Source organism: Paenibacillus sp. FSL H8-0317 (genome assembly GCF_045040685.1).
Lineage (GTDB): Bacteria > Bacillota > Bacilli > Paenibacillales > Paenibacillaceae > Paenibacillus.
Map to the genome: position 1 here is coordinate 1092608 of NZ_CP150294.1, position 18225 is coordinate 1110832.

Below are 18225 nucleotides of genomic sequence, written 5' to 3' on the forward strand. Positions count from 1 at the left end.
TTCAGGTTTTTTCTATCCTCTCCGTTATCGTGTAAATGATTAGTACAACTTAGTATGTTGTGAGTAGTAAAAAAAGAAACTATCCCGTCTTGGTTGGATCACGCTCAATCCATGGATTCAATATTTCATCAATACGAGTCATGATAGCAGGGTCCAGTTTCACACCAGAAGCTTTTACATTTTCCAATACCTGCTCCGGCCGGGATGCACCTATAATAACGGAACTGACATACGTGTGCTGAAGAACCCATGCAACGGCGAGTTGGGGGAGCGTTAGACCGACCTCTTTGGCCACTGGGACAAGCTCTTGCACAGCGGTAAGAACATCTTCACGTAACCACTGACCAGCCAGTTTATTGAAAAAGGGTGCTCCTGCCTCAGCAGCTGCACGTGATCCGGTGGGCAATGCTTCGTTAGGCGCATATTTGCCTGATAGTATACCCTGAGCCAGAGGAGACCATGTAATCTGTCCAAGTCCTGCTTGGTCGCTTGCAGGCACGACTTCTTGCTCAATCACACGCCATAACATTGAATACTGGGGCTGACTTGCAATAAAGGGTACATGAAGTTCCCTCGCCAAAGCGGTTCCTCGTGCAATCTGATCCGCGTTCCATTCACTTACGCCAATGTAATGAACTTTGCCCTGGCGCACCAGATCGGAGAATGCCAGAAACGTCTCTTCCAGCGGAGTGTTGTAATCATAACGGTGAGCGTAATAGACATCAATATAATCCGTCTGTAAACGTTGTAATGAACCATTGCAGGCTTCCATGATGTGTTTACGTGAAAGTCCTCGGTCATTATGACCTGTGCCGGTTGGGTGACAGACTTTGGTGCATACTTCAATACTTTCTCTACGTATATCCTTAAGAGCCTGTCCCAGTACGGCTTCAGCCTTGGTATTGGAGTACACGTCTGCGGTATCAAATGTGGTAATACCTGCATCCAATGCAGTTCGCACACAAGCTTCTGCTATTCCATCCTCGACTTGCGCTCCATGTGTAATCCAGTTGCCGAGTGAAATCTCACTGACGGTTAATCCACTGTTTCCTAATTTGCGATATTCCATTCATGTCGCCTCCCTAAGTCATCTGGACTCCATTGTAACAATGGCAGATTAATAGGTGAAATATCTTTTAACCTCATCTTTGATACGAAAAAAGTATCAGTGAATCTACATTTTCTCTTGGATGTATTTGCGATAGAGAGCAGGCGTAATTTCCTCGAACTTTTTGAATATTTTGATAAAATATCCCGATTCATTAAATCCCAGCTCATCACTGATCTGTGAGACAGGCATGTCGGTGACCTCCAGCAATTGCTTGGCCCACTTTATCTTGAGTTTTGCCAGGTAGGTTGTGAAGTTCTCACCCGTTTCCTTGGCAAACAGTCTGCTGAAATAACTCGGACTCAGGTGGCATAGATCAGCCATTTGTTTGAGTGAAACTTGTTCGCTTTTGTGACTATGAATGTATTCAAAAGCAGGCTGAAGGACCGGACTGGAGCTTTTCGTGTCACTTGGGCTATTTTTGAGATAGGCATCCGCTATCGCATTGGTCATCTCTTTTTTGATCGACTCGATATTACGAATGGAGTAACCCGGCAGAATGGTGGAGAGGTTTAGAGTCTCCTGATTACCTGAGGCTTTCTCGAACATTTCAACTAACAGATTTTTGTTGAGTGCTTCTTCCACAATGTAGTTGCAGAGCAGGGATAACATGTTGGAGATTTTCACGATCTCTTCATAGGTCATCACGGGCAGCTGGGCGTAATCATCCTTTAATTCCTCCAGCTTGGCTGCATGCATGGGTACGTTTTTGGACGTGACAATTTGCTCCAAGTCACTACCCTTTTCCGGATCGGCAAGTTTCACTTGTCCTGCCATGACAGCGCCAATATATTTGCCATCAATCGTAATCGGAATCGCGATATCAATAATATTGAAATGGCATAGATATACATAGGGCTCATTCAACCGAACGGCTTCCAGACCGCCACGTGAATCACATTTTTGACAGTAGGGTAGAAGCTCGGGGTCTTTACGCACATTCTGGCAGAAAGCCTGACAGCTGCTGTGGCTGGTTATGGGAATGCCTTTATAATCAACGGTGAGGATCGCCAGTTTGGTGACTGTTGCGAGAGAATCTTGTAGGCGCTTCCATTTATTAAGGTCGAGAATTTTGTTGATATGCAGATATTCTTTAATCATTGGTGCAACCTCCATAGGCTAACCTGATTCATAATTTAGGCCGTTAAAAGTTAGCAAGTTGTACATATTAAGATGTAATGATGACGGGTAATGTATTATGGGAGGTCAAAATTGAACCATCTCATGACAATAACATACCATGATTGTGCCAAAAAGCAAAAAATTACGATTGTAAATTATAATAATTTGTTATCAAAGTCCACTGTAAACCAGCTGCTCATGCGTTATATTAAGGTCAATTGTAAGAAATTAAAATTTGATGTAATAACCACACCAATTCATATCATTAGGAGGCATATATTATTATGAGAAAAGCATTTATCAGTCCAACCAAATATGTACAAGGCGAAGATGAATTGTTGAACCTGGGGTACTTTGTTAAATCCTTCGGAGAATCAGCCTTGCTGATTGCACATCCGGATGATGTACAGCGTGTCAAAGCAAAGCTGGATGCAACAGCTGAGAAATTTAACATTACGTTTGTTGAAAGCGGTTTTAAAGGGGAATGTTCCCGTGAAGAAGTTGCGCGTCTGCAAGCGATCGCAAAGGAAAAAGGATGTGACTCTACCATCGGTCTTGGTGGCGGTAAAGCCATTGATGCGGCCAAATGTGTAGCAGAAGGCGAAGCACTGATCATCTGCCCAACGATTGCGGCAACAGACGCACCGACAAGTCACTCCGCTGTATTGTACACACCGGATGGTTCTTTTGATGACTATGCTTACTTCAAACAAAGCCCAAGTGTGGTTCTCGTTGATACAACCGTAATTGCCAATGCACCAACCCGTTTCCTCGTATCCGGTATGGGAGATGCGCTCTCTACATACTTCGAAGCAAGAGCAACAGCGAAATCCTATTCCCGTGTAAACGCAAGTCTGCCAATGGGTTCCCGCGAAGGATACACACCATCTGCAGTAGGTACCAATGCGGCGCTTGCACTGGCAAAATTGTGTTATGAAATGCTGCTGACTGACGGTGCAAAAGCAAAAGTAGCAAGTGACAGTAACGTCGTGACACAAGCGCTGGAAAACATCGTGGAGACCAACATTTTGTTGTCAGGTCTTGGATTCGAAAGTGGCGGTCTGGCCGCAGCACATGCGATTCACAACGGTTTGACTGTTCTGGAAGGCACACATCATTTCTTCCACGGTGAAAAAGTATCCTTCGGTACAATTGCACAACTCGTCCTCGAAAATGCACCAACCGAAGAGCTGCATGAAGTCATGGACTTCTGTCTCGAAGTGGGACTGCCAATCAGCTTGGCGGACATCGGTGTAGATACGATTAGTCAGGAAGAGTTGTTGAAAGTGGCAGAGATCGCTTGTATTCCGGAAGAATCCATTCACGCGATGCCATTCCCGATCACCGTTCCTGAAGTGGCTGCTGCCATTGCAGCGGCTGACCGCATGGGCCGTGAGTACAAAGCAGCTCGCCGGGAGGTAAAATAATGAAGAAAATTATTAACCAGGCCGAACATGTTGTTATGGAAATGTGCAACGGGATTGCGCTTGCACACCCGGAGCTTGAATTTCTGAAAAAATATAAGGTCATCAAACGCAGAGAGATTCAGGCCGATAAAGTCAGCCTGATCAGTGGCGGCGGCAGTGGACATGAACCGGCTCACGCTGGTTATGTGGGTAAAGGCATGCTGGATGCAGCGGTGTGTGGAGATGTATTCGCATCTCCTTCCCAAATCCAGGTGTATCAAGCGATCAAGGCAACAGCCAGCAACAAGGGTACACTCTTGATCATCAAGAACTACAGCGGCGACATGATGAATTTCAAGAATGCAGCACATCTGGCTGAAGAAGATGGCATCGACGTACAGTATGTACGTGTTGAGGATGACATCGCTGTACAAGACAGCTTGTATACCGTTGGACGTCGCGGCGTTGCCGGAACTGTACTGGTTCACAAGATCGCCGGAGCAGCAGCCGAAGAAGGCCGCAGTCTGGCTGATGTGAAATCCGTTGCTGAGAAAGCAGCTCAGAACGTGCGCAGTATTGGTTTTGGATTCACATCCTGTACGGTGCCCGCCAAAGGCACGCCTACATTCGAAATTGCTGAAGATGAGATGGAATTCGGCGTAGGGATTCATGGTGAGCCAGGGATTCGCCGGGAGAAAATTGTATCGGCTGATGAATTGGCAGGACGTATGGTCGAAGCATTGCTCGCAGACATGAAGCTGGATAAGGATGCTTCCGCTGAGATTGCCGTGCTGGTGAATGGTTTTGGTGCAACGCCACTGCAAGAACTGTATCTGCTCAACAATTCCGTGCAGCGTGAACTTGCAGGACATGCAGGTCTAAAGGTCGCTACAACGTTTGTAGGCAACTACATGACAAGCATCGATATGGCGGGTGCGTCGGTTACGATCCTGAAACTGGATGATGAGTTGAAAACTCTGTTGTTCAAGGAAAGTGATACACCTGCATTTAAAGTATCCGGTCCTCCAGCAGCACAAGTGGCGTATTCCGAAGCGCTGGAAGCTGTTGTTGGTGAAGACGCTCCTGTATCTTACGAAGTGGAGACGGATGCATCAGCTGCTGTCATCCAAGGCAATCAATTTTCACTGGACAACATCGTCTATCTGATCGATAAAATGGGTGAAATCATCATCAAGAACGAGGTACCGTTCTGTGAACTGGATTCCCATGCCGGTGATGGCGATTTCGGTATGAGTGTGGCAAAAGGCTTCCGCCAGTTGAAACGCGAATGGAATCACATTATTAACGAAGATAAAAAAGACATCGGATCATTCCTGGATGCATGTTCCTTGGTCATCATGGAATATTGTGGCGGCGCATCCGGCCCAATCTGGGGTTCGGCATTCCGTGCGGCTGGCAAAGCAGCAGGGGATAAACAGCAATTAAACGTTGCTGAATTTGCTGAGATGATTCATGCAGCCGTGCAAGGGATTCAGTCTACTGGGGAGCGTTCCTTCGGACGTGGTGCCGTTGTTGGCGACAAAACCTTGATTGATGCACTCGTTCCATGTGCCGATTCCTGGACACAAAGTGCGGAGTCTGGAGATGACTTCAAAACAGCATTTGCCAAAGGTGCAGCAGCAGCCGTTGAAGGTGCGAAGAAAACGGAAGACATCGTGGCACGTATGGGACGTGCAGGTGCCGTCGGCGATCGTAGTCTGGGTTACCCGGATGCTGGCGCGTATGCGCTGGGTGTTATTTTCACAGAATTATCTGAGTCGATGAAATAAGAATGTTAGTGAAAAATTAGATCATTTCGATGAGAAATATAAATGTATAAAGAGTTCTTACCGCAAAAGAAGTATCACACAGTGATGCTTCTTTTTTTGTATTGAAATGTCGATTTTTATGCATATAAATACCTACAATGGAATATTTGGTTCATAATTTCGCCATGAATTAAAACAATTAGGTTGTTGAAAATGCCTTCTAACTTGTTATAATATAACCTATTGATATTGATAATCACTATCATTTGTTGTTTGTTACTCAGCACTACAGTGAAAAGGGGTTAAGTTTATTCTCTAAATTTACGTCGGAGGAGGTATGATACTGAGTTTATCCAACACACTACGCTGCGTGGGAATCCAAATTTTCTAAATTTAGGGGGATATAAATTAAATGAGAAAGTCTATTTCTTCAAAATTAATGTTTATCATGGTTGCAGCTTTAACTTTGGTGTTGGCAGCTTGTTCAAGTAATGAACCTGCTACGACGGATACTGCGAATACAGAGGCTGCAACTTCCGATGCTGCTACTACAGCTACAGCCACAACAGTTGAAATTACGGATGCTCATGGAACGGTAACTGTGCCTGTAAATCCAACGAAGGTCGTAGCTCTGGATAACAGAACATTTGAGACTCTGTCCACTTGGGGCGTCAAATTAGCAGCAGCGCCGAAGGATGTAATGCCAGCAGATTCACCATATGTGGCGGATGAATCGGTACAAAATATTGGAAATCATCGTGAACCAAATCTTGAATTATTGGCATCTATACAGCCTGACCTTGTCATTGTTGGTCAAAGATTTGCTGGCTTTTATGAAGACATCAAAAAATTAGTGCCTAATGCAGCAGTCATTGACCTTAATATTGAGCTTGAAGAAACAGCAGCACCTGGAGAAAACTTTGTTAATGGTCTTAAAGATGCAACAACCAATCTAGGTAAAATTTTTGAAAAGCAAGAAGAAGCTACTCAATTGATTGCTGATTTTGATAAAGCTATTGAAGAAGCTAAGGCCGCTTATAACGGTGAAGATAAAATTATGAGTGTTGTCGTATCTGGTGGAAACATTGGTTTCTCGGCTCCTCTTACTGGACGCGTGTGGGGACCATTGTATGACATTTTCGGCTGGGTTCCGGCACTAGAAGTGGACAAATCTTCTTCTGATCATCAAGGTGATGATATTTCTGTTGAAGCGATCGCACAAAGCAATCCGGATTGGATTTTCGTACTGGATCGTGATGCAGCTGTATCTGCTGAAGAAGGTGCCGTTCCGGCTCAGGACGTTATTGATAATTCACCTGCTCTGCAAAACACCACTGCTATTACTCAAAAACAAATCGTTTATGCTCCAAACGACACGTACACCAATGAATCCATCGAAACTTTCTTGGAGTTGATTAACAACCTTACGAAAGCTTTAGCTAAACAGTAAAAAGGAGTATGCTGCAGTGCAGAAAAATTTAATACCAAAATTAGCTGGGGTTGAGAATTCTCAACCCCAGCGTTATAATCCCAAAAAGCTATGGACCATACCTTTTATCATTGCGATTATAGCCACTATTATTTTAGGCATTACATCACTGCTTATTGGAGTCTATGACATACGAGGACAAGCGGATGGAATGGAGATGTTCTTCATTACTCGTGTCCCAAGAACTGTTGCATTAATGCTTACCGGTGCCGCCATGGCAATGGCAGGACTGGTCATGCAGCTTATTACACAGAATCGCTTGGTGGAACCTACCACAACCGGAACAATGGAATGGTCAGGACTGGGGATCATGTTTATTTATCTGGTCTTTCCTGCCCCGAGCTTAACGCTAAGAATGACTGGTGCAATCATTTTTTCTTTTATAGGGACGATGATTTTTTTTATGTTTCTAAAGAAAGTTAAACTCCGTTCGTCTTTAGTTGTCCCGATTATTGGGATGATGCTTGGAGCTGTCATTTCTGCATTTTCAACTTTCGTCGGGCTTGTGTTCCAAATGACTCAAAATATCGAAAGCTGGTTTGCAGGCTCCTTTTCATCTGTGCAAATTGGCAGGTATGAATATTTATGGCTCATCGTATTGGTGACTATTCTTATATTTGTTTTTGCTGATCGGCTGACATTAGCCGGACTAGGGGAAGACGTCGCTACCAGTCTTGGCGTAAATTATGACAGGATCATTCTTTTGGGTACTGCGCTTATTTCACTAGCCGTTGGAATCGTTGCAGCGGTCATTGGGAACTTGCCTTTTCTAGGGTTAATAGTCCCCAATATTGTTTCCATGTTTAGGGGGGACGATCTCAGGAGCAATTTGCCATGGGTGTGCTTATTAGGGATGGGCAGCATCATTGTGTGTGATATCCTGTCTCGTGTCATTATTATGCCTTTTGAAATACCTGTCTCGATGATCCTTGGAACAGTGGGAGCCGTCGTATTCATTGTCATTTTGTTAAGACAAAGGCGGTCAACAAGGAGGGTAAGATGAGCAACTTAGCAAGTAGAAATCCACTGAGTATCGAAATCGATTCTAGCCGTCGTCCTAAAAAAAGATCAGCTAAAGCCTTCCGTACCAAAAAAGAAGAAAAGCGCTATTGGATTTTGCTGATAACATTAATTGTTCTGGGCGTTTTTGCATCGGTTGGACTACTGGTTTATAACAATCCGGTTCCTGTGTCTTCGCCTTCTTTCATACCTGTTGTTACAAGAAGAGTAGTTGCTCTGGTTTCAATGCTGATCGCTGCAATTTGCCAAAGTTTATCCACGGTTGCTTTTCAATCGATTACGAATAACAGAATTATAACTCCGTCCCTTTTAGGTTTTGATGCTATTTATTCAACCATTCATACGAGTACTATATTTTTCCTTGGTGCTACGGTATTTGTGAATTTTAGCGGTGTTGATTCCTTTTTATATCAAGTTGCTGCAATGGTCATCATGTGTTTAATCCTCTATGGATGGTTGCTTTCCGGAAAATACGGCAATTTACAACTTCTACTTTTAGTCGGTATTATTATCGGGACCGGTCTGAGGTCTGTATCCTCTTTTATGAGAAGACTTCTTGCACCGTCCGAATTTGATATTTTGCAGGCAAGAATGTTTGCTTCCGTGAATAATGCGGATTCTGCCTATTTCCCGATTGCGATTCCTATCGTCATCATTGCAGCGATTTTGCTGCTTGCTAATGCCAAGAGGTTAAATGTACTGTCGCTGGGTAAGGATGTCTCTACTTCCTTGGGAACTAAACATCAAAGTAGTGTGATTTATACGCTGGTTCTGGTTTCCATATTGATGGCCATTTCGACGGCTTTGGTTGGACCACTTACATTCTATGGATTTTTAGTTGCGATTTTGAGTTATCAGGCCGCTCAAACCTATGATCACAGATATGTTTTCCCAATGGCTCTTGCGATAGGGTTTGTGATCTTAACCGGTGCATACTTTATTATGAATCATGTTTTCAATGCCCAAGGTGTTGTTTCCATCATTATAGAATTGGTTGGCGGACTAACATTTTTAATTGTGATTTTAAGGAAGGGTTCTTTATGATACAGATCAATAATGTCAAAAAAACCTATGCAGCCGAGGTAGAGATTGGCCCTTTGAATATTCATATACCCAAAGCCGGTCTTACTTCTTTAATTGGACCCAACGGTGCGGGGAAGTCGACGACACTTCTCATGATCGGAAGACTTTTGGATTTGGACGAAGGTCAGATCAAGGTTGCCAATATGGATGTTTCCACATCCAAATCAAGGGATCTGGCCAAAATTATAACGGTTTTACGACAAGAAAATCATTTTGTCACAAGGCTTACCGTTAGACAACTTGCTGGGTTTGGACGGTTTCCTTATTCTAAGGGAAGATTAACGGATGAGGATGAAGCTATTATATCTAAATATATTGATTTTCTAGACCTAACTGCTCTGGAAAATAGATATCTAGATGAACTTTCTGGTGGTCAAAGGCAAAGAGCTTATGTCGCAATGGTTTTGTGTCAGGAGACGGAATATGTACTTTTGGACGAGCCTCTGAACAATCTAGATGTTGCTCGTTCTGTTCGGATGATGGAGCATTTGAGATATGCCGCTAATGAATTCGGGAGAACCATTCTGACGGTTATGCATGATATCAATTTTGCCGCCAAATATTCGGATCGAATATGTGCCATGAAAGATGGTCAAATCGCCGCTTTTGGAACCGTAGAAGAAGTGATGGACCCCGAAATTTTAACAGATATTTTTGAAACGAAAATTGAAATTATCGATGGTCCGTATGGACCGATAGCGATCTATTAGCTACAGGGCTTCATAAAAAGTTGTTTGTTAAAATGGTTTTCAGAAAGTAGAGTGATTATTCACTCTTCTTTTTTTTGATCAATGCCGAGCATCATCCTGCAAAATTTTTCTTTCTTATTCAAAAAGTATTTTCGCTCACAGAGCGTTATTTTGGATATGGAAAGCGATTTTGTATGCCATAAATTGGCTTGAGGGTTCCAGATAGTGTAATCTGGAGATTATGAAAACCCATTTGAACGAGAAGGGATCGAGATGATTCAATGACGCAAAAAATCTATTATGACTCTGCTTATACAAGAGAGTGGCATACAACGATTACAGGCAGAGTGGACAAGGAAGACGGCGTATATGTCACGCTGGCGGAGACTGCTTTTTACCCGCATGGGGGCGGACAACCTTGTGATCTGGGACAAATTGGCGGCATCGCTGTTCTGGATGTGAACATCGAAGAGGGCGAGGTGTGGCATAAGCTGGAACGCACCCCTGAGCAGAACGAAGTACATTGTGAGATTGACTGGGAGCGAAGATTCGATCATATGCAGCAGCATACGGGTCAGCATTTGTTATCGGCAATCACGCTAAAGCTGACGGAAGCGATGACGCTCAGTTTCCATCTTGGTACGGAGTATGACACGATTGATGTGGCTGCGGCTGAACTGGGAGCGAATCAATTAACCGCCATTGAACAAGAAGTGAATCGTCAGATCTATCGTAATGCTCGCATCAACACGTCCTGGGTTACAGCAGAAGAGGTTGCACAATTACCACTGGTGAAGCAGCCTACGGTAACGGAAGACATTCGCATCGTTGAGATCGAGGGTGTGGAGTATAACGCCTGCGGTGGAACTCATGTGTCGGCGACAGGTGAGATCGGCATCATCAAACTGTTGAAAACCGAAAAAGTGAAGGGCAGCACCCGCATTTATTTCAAATGTGGAACAAGGGCGCTGAATGAATTCACAGCTACACAAAATGTGCTCAACAGCATCATGGTTAAATTAAAGACCAGTAAGGACGAATTGTTGGAGCGCATTGAGAAAATGGAACTGGAGCAAAAGCAGCTGCAAACTGAGCTGAATGCAGTGAAAACAACCAATGATGCCTATTATGCGGAGGAACTTCTGGCCGCTCGGCAAGGGCTGGTGATTGCTCAGGTCTTTGAAGACAAATCGCTCAAGGATATGCAGAGCCTGGCCACCAAGCTGACCGCAGACCATGAGGGGCTTGTACTCTTTGTGAGTATCTCGGAGGCCAAAGTAGTTCTGGCACAGAACGGCCAACCGCCTGAATGGGCTTGTGGACCTTTCTTCAAAGGCAATCTTGGAGCATACCAAGGCAAAGGTGGCGGCAGTGAAAAGATAGCTCAGGCAGGCTTTGCCAGCAGTGAAGATGCGCTTGCCTTTTACGAATTCACCAAGGACCAGTTGGGACATCACTGATTGCGTCTTGCGATATAAGACCGACAGCATTTAAATATGGAGTAAGGGACAAACACGTCACATTGTGGCGTGTTTTCCATTGCCGATAGTTGAAGGAGGTTGGAATATGACAGAACGAATTCCGTGTATACGGGAGGGGTGTGCAAATACCGTTTTACCAACAACAGCAGCGAAAACGGGTGGTTATTGCATGCCTTGCAAACAGGAGATGGAACGTGAGGAGCGCCAGAGATACATTGAAGCGAATCGACGTGACGTGAACTTGTATGCAGGTATCACAGACCCGGTCGAAATTTTGAAAATCATGCACAAACCTCAGGTTCGCGATCCACTAATTCGTTATACACCCTATGAACAATCCGAGGAACAGGTATATCTGTCTTTGTCTGTAGAGCAACAAGATCAGATGAAGGATTACGCGATGCAACGGATTTGTACAGGTGATGAAGATACGGGCAAAGACATTCTGGTATATCTGGTCTGCTACCATGATATATCGTTGACTGCTGAAATTCCTGAGCTGCTGGAACAGGAGATCTATTATCCTGCCATTTTGTATGAAGGTGCCTCGGGTGAGGTTCGTGATCGTCTCTTGCAGCAGGTGAACACCGATGATGAGAATCGGAACCATATTTTGCTCATGCTGGCCCATATCGGGGATGATGTTGTCGTGCAGCAGTTCCGGCAATGGAGAGAGTCTCCGCCATCTTGGGCGAGCGAATTGTACGTGGCGCCAGAGCATTACACCACTGAAGCTGGTTGGGAGCTTACAAAAGACGGGCAGCGCAGGGAATTATTCACCACCCCAAGTTATTCACTCTATAAAGTAAAAGAGAATGAAGGAGCTAACGTGGAGTTAACCGGAAATTCACTATCGATGCTGAACCCTAGCAAAAATTGCTGTCCATGGTGTGGCAATGCGTTAACCACCTTAATTAGTCTGGATGTTAAACATCCCGCTCTGAAGGACGTGTCTTGGCATGCCCAGCAACTTCAGATACAGACTTGCGTGATATGCAGCAGTTACGGTGTGGTTTACATGGAGATGGATGCAGCGGGGGAACCGCTATGGAGTTCACATAATGTCATGCCCGTGGGAGCGGACGACATTGACCCGGAGGACGATGTAAAACTTACACCAGATATGGGCCGACAGTTTCGGATTGCAAACGCACCACGTCATGTATTCCATGCCAGTGAGTGGGCGATGGAACCATCGCTATCTCAGGTCGGCGGCCATCCAGGATGGGTTCAGGATGCGGAGTACCCAACATGTCCACGCTGTTCCACGAGAATGAAGGCTGTCGCACAACTGGATTGGGGCGAGGTTGAGGAATATGGTGAGGGTATGTATTACATGTTCATATGTGAGCCTTGCCAGATGACCGCCGTATCGTACCAGCAATCTTGATGGTGGAAGCAATGAGGCATCCCGTAAGTTCTTGAACTTCATGGGATGCCTATTTAATATACGTCAGATTTTCCTACAATTCTGCAGATGCCTGCTTCAGCAGTCCCGACAGCCATTCATAATCCGGCGTATCTTTTTCCTTGAGCTTGATCGTTTTGCGCTCTTCCGGGCCTTCGAATATCCCATCGGGCAGATCGAGTCCGGTTGCATGGAAGATGGTGAGGGATACGGCCTGTTTGGATGGCGAGATGACCGCAGCGTACTTCCCGTTTTTTAGAAAATGAGGTTTCTTGTATTGCACGCGTTCCTGAACGTCAGGGATGGAATCATGTACCAACTGACGCAGTTGTTCAGCGATTTGTACTTGCCAGGGGATCTGAATCTGTTCAATAAACTCAGTGACTTCTGCATTCTTGGTCATGCTTGTTCACCCTCCGTATGGATCTGATTGTGTGCTTCCCATTCTGGTCTTAGAATTCCCATCATCAAGCGGTCGTAACGCTTACCATCACGATATACAGCTGAGCGTGCCCGACCTTCCAACTGAAAACCAACCTTCTCATAGGAACGGATTGCTTTGGCATTGTAGGCGATGACGTCGAGGCCAACCCGGTCCAGATTCATCTCATGGAACGCATATCGTAAAATAAGATTCAACGCTTCCGTACCATATCCCTTGTTACGATGTTTGGCAAGTCCGATGCCAATAGCAAGTTGTCCGCAGCGGTTATTCCATTCAATGCTGTGAATGACGACAAAACCAATCAGCGTATCCTCTTCATGCGTGCGCAGTCTGAAGTAAACTTCCTTGTTCTTCGTTTCGCCCTCATCTTCCAACTGTTTCTCTGAATAGGGAATGGCCAGATCAGTATCCACATTCCGAAGGTACTCCGGGTCTTCGTTCCATTGCAGCATGGTCTCCACGTCTTCAGGACGTGGGGGCGTCATTTTTAATCGTTGGCTATAAAACAGGTTGTCCGTACTTAGTGTCATAGGGGTCTCCTTTAAAATAGGTTAAGATGGCTTCACCTTGGTTTCACATTTAACTCTATGTATAATTCGCAATAGACCTCGCCCCTTTGGCATCTGATAGCCTCATCATACTGGAAATTATAGGTGAATCACAATAGCGTATTTCAGTGGATATAAGCAACCTCTTGTCATAAAACCTAACACGGTAGTAAGATGAAATGATTGATATACATTCAGTGATAAAAACAATAAAAATGTCGGCGGGAGTGGTACGTTATGGAGATCAAAGTGGATGATTTGAGTGGAGTCCAAGTTAAGGCTTTAATTGCGGAGCACTTGCAAGGGATGGCGGTAGATTCGCCTCCAGAGAGTATACATGCGTTGAATCTGGATGGACTCAAGAAGCCCGAAATTACTTTCTGGTGTGCTTGGGAAGGGGGCGACTTGCTCGGCTGCGGGGCTATCAAAGAACTTGATTCAGACCATGCAGAGTTGAAGTCGATGCGTACCGCTTCGGCTCATCTGAGAAAAGGCGTAGCGAGAAAAATTTTGGCTCATATTATGAAGGTTGCCACAGACCGTGGTTATAAGCGAATCAGTCTGGAGACGGGTTCAATGGATTCATTTATCCCGGCACGGAAATTGTACGAAGACTTCGGTTTCGAATATTGCGAACCATTCGCAGATTATATATTGGACCCGAACAGCATGTTTATGACAAAAACAATCTAAGTGGAATCGCATGAGAAACCAGAATTCTGTTTTTTTACAGGATGCTGGTTTTTTTTATTGTGCAACATATCGTACATTTTAAGAGTTGGAAAACGAGTAGAATAAACTAAATAATACAGCATTAAAGCAACGTGGCCTTGTGACGAAGAATGTGGAGGGAGTCGTGCATGATATATTGGTTGTTCGATCATATGAATCCGCTGTTTGCTGTCTTTATGTTATGTCCCATCATTGCTGTGGTGCTAACCTGGATTGTGCACAGATTGCTTCATGCGATTGTGGGGTATAAAACATAGGTTATGTCCCTATACGTTTGGGATGAATTGGCCATAAGGAACTTCTGGGCTGATTGATGGACAATAGGGTATACTGGACATTATGTCTATGAAACAAGACAGCATTACAGACGTTTTTTACATCAGGAGGACTTGAATTGGCTCAGACAGAAGGAACATTACAGAAGAAGCTTAAACCAAGACACATCAGTTTTATGGCTATGGGTGGTGTCATTGGAACAGGGATTTTCAAAGGTAGCGCAGAGACGATTGGACTCGCAGGTCCGGGCGTGATTGTCACGTACATTTTTGCTGGATTATTGCTGCTGGTTGTTATGGCCGCGATGGCTGAGATGGCTACGGTGTACAAGAACAAAAATATGAAAGACTTCGTGCAGGAGGCATTTGGTAGCCGAGTATCCTTTGTTATGGGATGGATGTATTGCTTTCTATGGTTATCGGTATGTGTCATTGAGGTGATTGCTGCCGGGAGTTTTTTGCAGTATTGGTTCGCGGAAGTACCGCTGTGGATGCTGAGTCTGGCTTGTGCGGCGTTCATTATACTCGTTAATCTGTTAAGTGTAGGTGTGTTCGGGGAATTTGAGTTTTGGCTGGCCGGGATCAAAATTGCCATGATCATTATTTTTATCTTCCTGGGTGCAGGGTTGATCTTTGGTATTATCCCAAGTGATAACACGCCATATCTGCAGAATTATACGCAAGCAGGGGGCTTCTTCCCGAACGGATGGTCATCGATCTTCTCGGCACTGCTTGTGGTTATGTTCTCTTACGGGGGATCGGAGCTGATTGGTCTGACCCTGACCGAGACGGAAAATGCAGAAAAAGTTATGCCCAAAATCGTGGGCAATTTCATGCTCAGAATTATTCTGTTCTTCACCTTGCCGATTCTCATCATCTGTGGTCTTATCCCATGGAATGAAATTGGGCCGGAGAGCAGTCCGTTTGTACAGGTGCTTGCCTCTACAGGCCTGCCGGGAGCAGCACATATAATGAACTTTATTTTGGTGACGGCAGTTCTGTCTGCTGCGAATTCAGGGATTTATGGTGCATCTCGGATGATGCACTCCATGGCAGTGGGCGGGGAAGCTCCGAAGGCATTGTCACAGACCAATCGCAACGGTAGCCCTGTTAACACACTTCTGGTGTGCTCAGTAGTTTTGCTTGGAGGTTCCTTGCTTGGCCTGTTCGCGCAGGATCAACTGTTCCGCGTATTGCTCGCAGTTCCGGGGTTTGTCGTAATCCTTGTGTGGATCTGTATTGCCTCATCACAGTTGAAACTGCGGAAGAGATATCCGGTTCAACCGACCTTCAAAGTCTGGGGATTCCCTTACATAACCGGAGTCGTGGTACTATGTCTTAGTGTGATTGCGGTGATGTTTGTGTTTGATGAAGGTAATCGGTTCAGTATTAGCATCTGTCTTGCCGTGCTCGCGTTGTTGATTATCTGGTCCCTGATTCGATTCAGGAAGACGAATGGACGAACAGTTTAGTATGGTTAGGTAGTCATAATTAATGAGAAAACTTTATAAGTAAGATAGGGACTGCTTTCAGCAGTCCCTATTTTATACACTTCTAAGCCCTTCAACAGTAAACTGAAACAACTTGGAATGCTAAGAAGTCACTCTAGGCGTGAGAATTGCCTGGACAATGCCTGTATCGAGTCATCTTCTCTCATTTAAAGACTGAGAAAATTACTTGAATGAAGCAGTTAGCAAAAGCGGATGTTGAGCAGCAAGTGAGCGAATATATTTTGTTCTATAACCAGAACCGCTTGCTAGAATGGACATTAACACGTTCGAAATAACTCTGACTTTTCTTAGAGTCAGGTTAGTAACATGTCAGCTTTCAATCTTCAACTTTAGAAAACTGAGATTTGATTCTAAAGAATTCCTTATATGTCATTGGTTTTCGGCCAATCAGACGTTCAAGATCCCCAGATGTCTCCGAGAATTCTCCAGTGTTGATTCCTCGCACCCAACCTAATAAGAAATCAGTCATAAGAACAGGTAAGCCATTTGTTACCATAGTGTCTATATATTCTTTTTCGCTAATTGCCTCATAAGGGATATTTATCTCACTAATCTCCGAGAGGGCTGCAGCGATGTCTGCAAAAGAGCTTCCCTCGCTGCCACTTAGAGTATATGACTTATTTTCGTGCCCGTTTTGGGTGAGAACGGCTACGATGGCTGCCGCCAAATCATCCAGAGATGCAGCGGCTACTTTACCGGAACCCTCTGGTACTCGCACGCCAACTTTAAGCGCATCTCCGAAATACGAATGCATGACTTCAAGATACGGTGGATTCCGCAGAATGGTATAGGCTAATCCAGATGCTTTAAGTGTTTGTTCAGCAAATAGGTCTGACGTCGATACTTCGGGCACAATAAGATTTGAATTTTCTCTTCGTATGATCGACGTGAAGAGGACTTGTTTAACACCAGCCTGCTTTGCAGCTGCGATTACATTGAAATGTTGCGTATTGCGGTCGGTAAATGCTTGCGCGGAAATAAGCATCACTTTTTCAACACCACTAAATGCTCGCAGAAGGGAGTTATAATCAAAATAGTCGCCTTGGTAAGCTTTCACACCTTCTTTAACAAACCTTTCCACTTTATCAGATTCCGGATTACGGACCAATATAGCGACCTGACTTGACGGAACTTTTTTAAGAAGAAGCTCTAGTGTCCTGCTGCCGAGATTACCTGTTGCTCCAGTAATAAGTATTTTACCCATATTAATACCCCCTTTGGACTTTTATTAATATACTGCTGTAAATCTTACAATTAGAAACTAATCTAATCATTACTCTCCGATCGTCCACCAGTTGTATGACCATAGACTGTCGCAGAAAACTCCTTCCTTACCAGGTTTAAATTTTGAAACGCATATTAGAATTACTATTTTTTGATTTTCTTCATGGTCACAAGTCTCATTATGTACCATGTATTACTTTTAAAATAGTACGTACTTTTAGGTTATATAGTAACTAAAAGGTGATAATTGGGACGAAGTACAAAATAACTTGGTTTTTGAAATTACTCTATTCTACATTTATTCTCTGATATTCATCCTTGCTCAATGTCTTCTCTGCATAATTCTTACCCCATTCACAAAGAGCTCGCAGAGTGGGTTCAAGTGACATACCCATTTCTGATATTGAATATTCCACTTTTGGTGGTACCTGATTATACATTTTTCTTATAACCAGATTATCACCCTCCAACTCCCGTAATGACTGGACTAACATTTTCTGAGAAATTGTTGGCATGAGCCTTTTCAATTCACCGGTCCGTTTAGGACCTTTTAATAAGTAATACAGAATAAGAGGTCTCCACTTTCCGCCAATGACATCCAAGGTAATTTCCAGATCACAATAAAAAGTTTTCAATTGAGAAACACCATCCCTCATTTAATTTCCATTATTATAGTACATGTGTTGATTCAATCTGAAAAATGCAATCTCCGTGTAAAGGATGTAAAGAATGAACTTTATATTCAACACAGATGACTCAATAGTGTATACACAAAACTCCTAATACCGAATAAACATAACTCATAAATTCCTTATGAAAGAAACCTGTAATTAATATCTGCATGGTCAGTTATAATGACGCAGATTTTGTTTGGCAAACAAACTGAGATAAAGCCTAAATGCAGTTCCAATGAAC

At 44.1% G+C, this 18225-nt stretch carries 17 protein-coding genes; 11 read left to right on the top strand and 6 right to left on the bottom strand.

What is annotated here, in order from left to right; all coding sequences use genetic code 11:
* Positions 1-79: 79 nt before the first annotated feature.
* Positions 80-1069 carry an aldo/keto reductase family protein gene (locus MHB43_RS04995; RefSeq protein ID WP_339182165.1) on the bottom strand — a complete coding sequence of 330 codons (990 nt, stop codon included), beginning with the start codon at positions 1067-1069 and terminating at the stop codon, positions 80-82.
* A gap of 105 nt (positions 1070-1174) precedes the next feature.
* Positions 1175-2209, bottom strand: coding sequence for a PocR ligand-binding domain-containing protein (locus MHB43_RS05000; RefSeq protein ID WP_221818836.1), 1035 nt, complete (start codon positions 2207-2209; stop codon positions 1175-1177).
* A gap of 305 nt (positions 2210-2514) precedes the next feature.
* Here MHB43_RS05000 and MHB43_RS05005 point away from each other — a divergent pair, with 305 nt between their 5' ends.
* The 8 genes from MHB43_RS05005 to MHB43_RS05040 all read left to right on the top strand — a co-directional run bounded on the left by MHB43_RS05005 (position 2515) and on the right by MHB43_RS05040 (position 12557).
* Complete coding sequence (locus MHB43_RS05005) at positions 2515-3657, top strand: glycerol dehydrogenase (RefSeq protein ID WP_017690500.1); 1143 nt, start codon at positions 2515-2517, stop codon at positions 3655-3657.
* Positions 3657-5426: a dihydroxyacetone kinase subunit DhaK gene (gene dhaK / locus MHB43_RS05010; RefSeq protein ID WP_339182170.1), complete on the top strand. Its 1770-nt coding sequence runs from the start codon at positions 3657-3659 to the stop codon at positions 5424-5426. Before MHB43_RS05005 ends, dhaK begins: the two co-directional genes overlap by 1 nt.
* A 391-nt stretch (positions 5427-5817) precedes the next feature.
* Positions 5818-6855, top strand: a complete 1038-nt coding sequence (locus tag MHB43_RS05015; RefSeq protein ID WP_339182172.1) for a siderophore ABC transporter substrate-binding protein — start codon at positions 5818-5820, stop codon at positions 6853-6855.
* A gap of 31 nt (positions 6856-6886) precedes the next feature.
* Positions 6887-7897 (top strand): ABC transporter permease, encoded by a 1011-nt coding sequence (locus MHB43_RS05020; protein ID WP_405132391.1) that lies wholly within the window; start codon positions 6887-6889, stop codon positions 7895-7897.
* Positions 7894-8958 carry an iron chelate uptake ABC transporter family permease subunit gene (locus MHB43_RS05025; protein WP_339182178.1) on the top strand — a complete coding sequence of 355 codons (1065 nt, stop codon included), beginning with the start codon at positions 7894-7896 and terminating at the stop codon, positions 8956-8958. The genes MHB43_RS05020 and MHB43_RS05025 overlap by 4 nt, the downstream gene beginning before the upstream one ends.
* Entirely contained in the window at positions 8955-9707 is a 753-nt protein-coding gene (locus MHB43_RS05030) for an ATP-binding cassette domain-containing protein (protein WP_339182181.1), read from the top strand. The genes MHB43_RS05025 and MHB43_RS05030 overlap by 4 nt, the downstream gene beginning before the upstream one ends.
* 260 nt (positions 9708-9967) lie before the next feature.
* Positions 9968-11146, top strand: a complete 1179-nt coding sequence (locus MHB43_RS05035) for an alanyl-tRNA editing protein (protein ID WP_221818842.1) — start codon at positions 9968-9970, stop codon at positions 11144-11146.
* Between the two features lie 106 nt (positions 11147-11252).
* Positions 11253-12557 (top strand): DUF1963 domain-containing protein, encoded by a 1305-nt coding sequence (locus MHB43_RS05040; RefSeq protein ID WP_405131479.1) that lies wholly within the window; start codon positions 11253-11255, stop codon positions 12555-12557.
* Positions 12558-12630: 73 nt separating this feature from the next.
* Here MHB43_RS05040 and MHB43_RS05045 read toward each other — a convergent pair whose 3' ends face one another.
* Complete coding sequence (locus tag MHB43_RS05045; protein WP_339182188.1) at positions 12631-12978, bottom strand: DUF1801 domain-containing protein; 348 nt, start codon at positions 12976-12978, stop codon at positions 12631-12633.
* Complete coding sequence (locus tag MHB43_RS05050) at positions 12975-13550, bottom strand: GNAT family protein (RefSeq protein WP_339182190.1); 576 nt, start codon at positions 13548-13550, stop codon at positions 12975-12977. Before MHB43_RS05050 ends, MHB43_RS05045 begins: the two co-directional genes overlap by 4 nt.
* Positions 13551-13805: 255 nt before the next feature.
* Here MHB43_RS05050 and MHB43_RS05055 point away from each other — a divergent pair, with 255 nt between their 5' ends.
* The 3 genes from MHB43_RS05055 (at position 13806) to MHB43_RS05065 (ending at position 16047) form a co-directional block, all read left to right on the top strand.
* Entirely contained in the window at positions 13806-14261 is a 456-nt protein-coding gene (locus MHB43_RS05055) for a GNAT family N-acetyltransferase (RefSeq protein WP_221818846.1), read from the top strand.
* A gap of 167 nt (positions 14262-14428) precedes the next feature.
* Positions 14429-14557 carry a hypothetical protein gene (locus MHB43_RS05060; protein ID WP_260632561.1) on the top strand — a complete coding sequence of 43 codons (129 nt, stop codon included), beginning with the start codon at positions 14429-14431 and terminating at the stop codon, positions 14555-14557.
* 137 nt (positions 14558-14694) lie between these two features.
* The gene (locus tag MHB43_RS05065; RefSeq protein ID WP_339182194.1) at positions 14695-16047 is read left to right on the top strand and encodes an amino acid permease; all 1353 of its coding nucleotides are present in this window, start codon (positions 14695-14697) and stop codon (positions 16045-16047) included.
* A gap of 355 nt (positions 16048-16402) precedes the next feature.
* On the opposite strand, the gene MHB43_RS05070 is transcribed toward MHB43_RS05065, so the two are convergent.
* Positions 16403-17290: an SDR family oxidoreductase gene (locus MHB43_RS05070; protein WP_339182196.1), complete on the bottom strand. Its 888-nt coding sequence runs from the start codon at positions 17288-17290 to the stop codon at positions 16403-16405.
* 307 nt (positions 17291-17597) lie between these two features.
* Complete coding sequence (locus tag MHB43_RS05075) at positions 17598-17945, bottom strand: helix-turn-helix domain-containing protein (protein WP_313771415.1); 348 nt, start codon at positions 17943-17945, stop codon at positions 17598-17600.
* Positions 17946-18225: the final 280 nt, after the last annotated feature.

Bases quoted from the DNA above. Each gene is read 5' to 3' on its own strand.
- MHB43_RS04995 (WP_339182165.1), bottom strand. From the start codon at position 1,069: ATGGAATATCGCAAATTAGGAAACAGTGGATTAACCGTCAGTGAGATT.
- MHB43_RS05000 (WP_221818836.1), bottom strand. From the start codon at position 2,209: ATGATTAAAGAATATCTGCATATCAACAAAATTCTCGACCTTAATAAA.
- MHB43_RS05005 (WP_017690500.1), top strand. From the start codon at position 2,515: ATGAGAAAAGCATTTATCAGTCCAACCAAATATGTACAAGGCGAAGAT.
- dhaK (WP_339182170.1), top strand. From the start codon at position 3,657: ATGAAGAAAATTATTAACCAGGCCGAACATGTTGTTATGGAAATGTGC.
- MHB43_RS05015 (WP_339182172.1), top strand. From the start codon at position 5,818: ATGAGAAAGTCTATTTCTTCAAAATTAATGTTTATCATGGTTGCAGCT.
- MHB43_RS05025 (WP_339182178.1), top strand. From the start codon at position 7,894: ATGAGCAACTTAGCAAGTAGAAATCCACTGAGTATCGAAATCGATTCT.
- MHB43_RS05030 (WP_339182181.1), top strand. From the start codon at position 8,955: ATGATACAGATCAATAATGTCAAAAAAACCTATGCAGCCGAGGTAGAG.
- MHB43_RS05035 (WP_221818842.1), top strand. From the start codon at position 9,968: ATGACGCAAAAAATCTATTATGACTCTGCTTATACAAGAGAGTGGCAT.
- MHB43_RS05040 (WP_405131479.1), top strand. From the start codon at position 11,253: ATGACAGAACGAATTCCGTGTATACGGGAGGGGTGTGCAAATACCGTT.
- MHB43_RS05045 (WP_339182188.1), bottom strand. From the start codon at position 12,978: ATGACCAAGAATGCAGAAGTCACTGAGTTTATTGAACAGATTCAGATC.
- MHB43_RS05050 (WP_339182190.1), bottom strand. From the start codon at position 13,550: ATGACACTAAGTACGGACAACCTGTTTTATAGCCAACGATTAAAAATG.
- MHB43_RS05055 (WP_221818846.1), top strand. From the start codon at position 13,806: ATGGAGATCAAAGTGGATGATTTGAGTGGAGTCCAAGTTAAGGCTTTA.
- MHB43_RS05060 (WP_260632561.1), top strand. From the start codon at position 14,429: ATGATATATTGGTTGTTCGATCATATGAATCCGCTGTTTGCTGTCTTT.
- MHB43_RS05070 (WP_339182196.1), bottom strand. From the start codon at position 17,290: ATGGGTAAAATACTTATTACTGGAGCAACAGGTAATCTCGGCAGCAGG.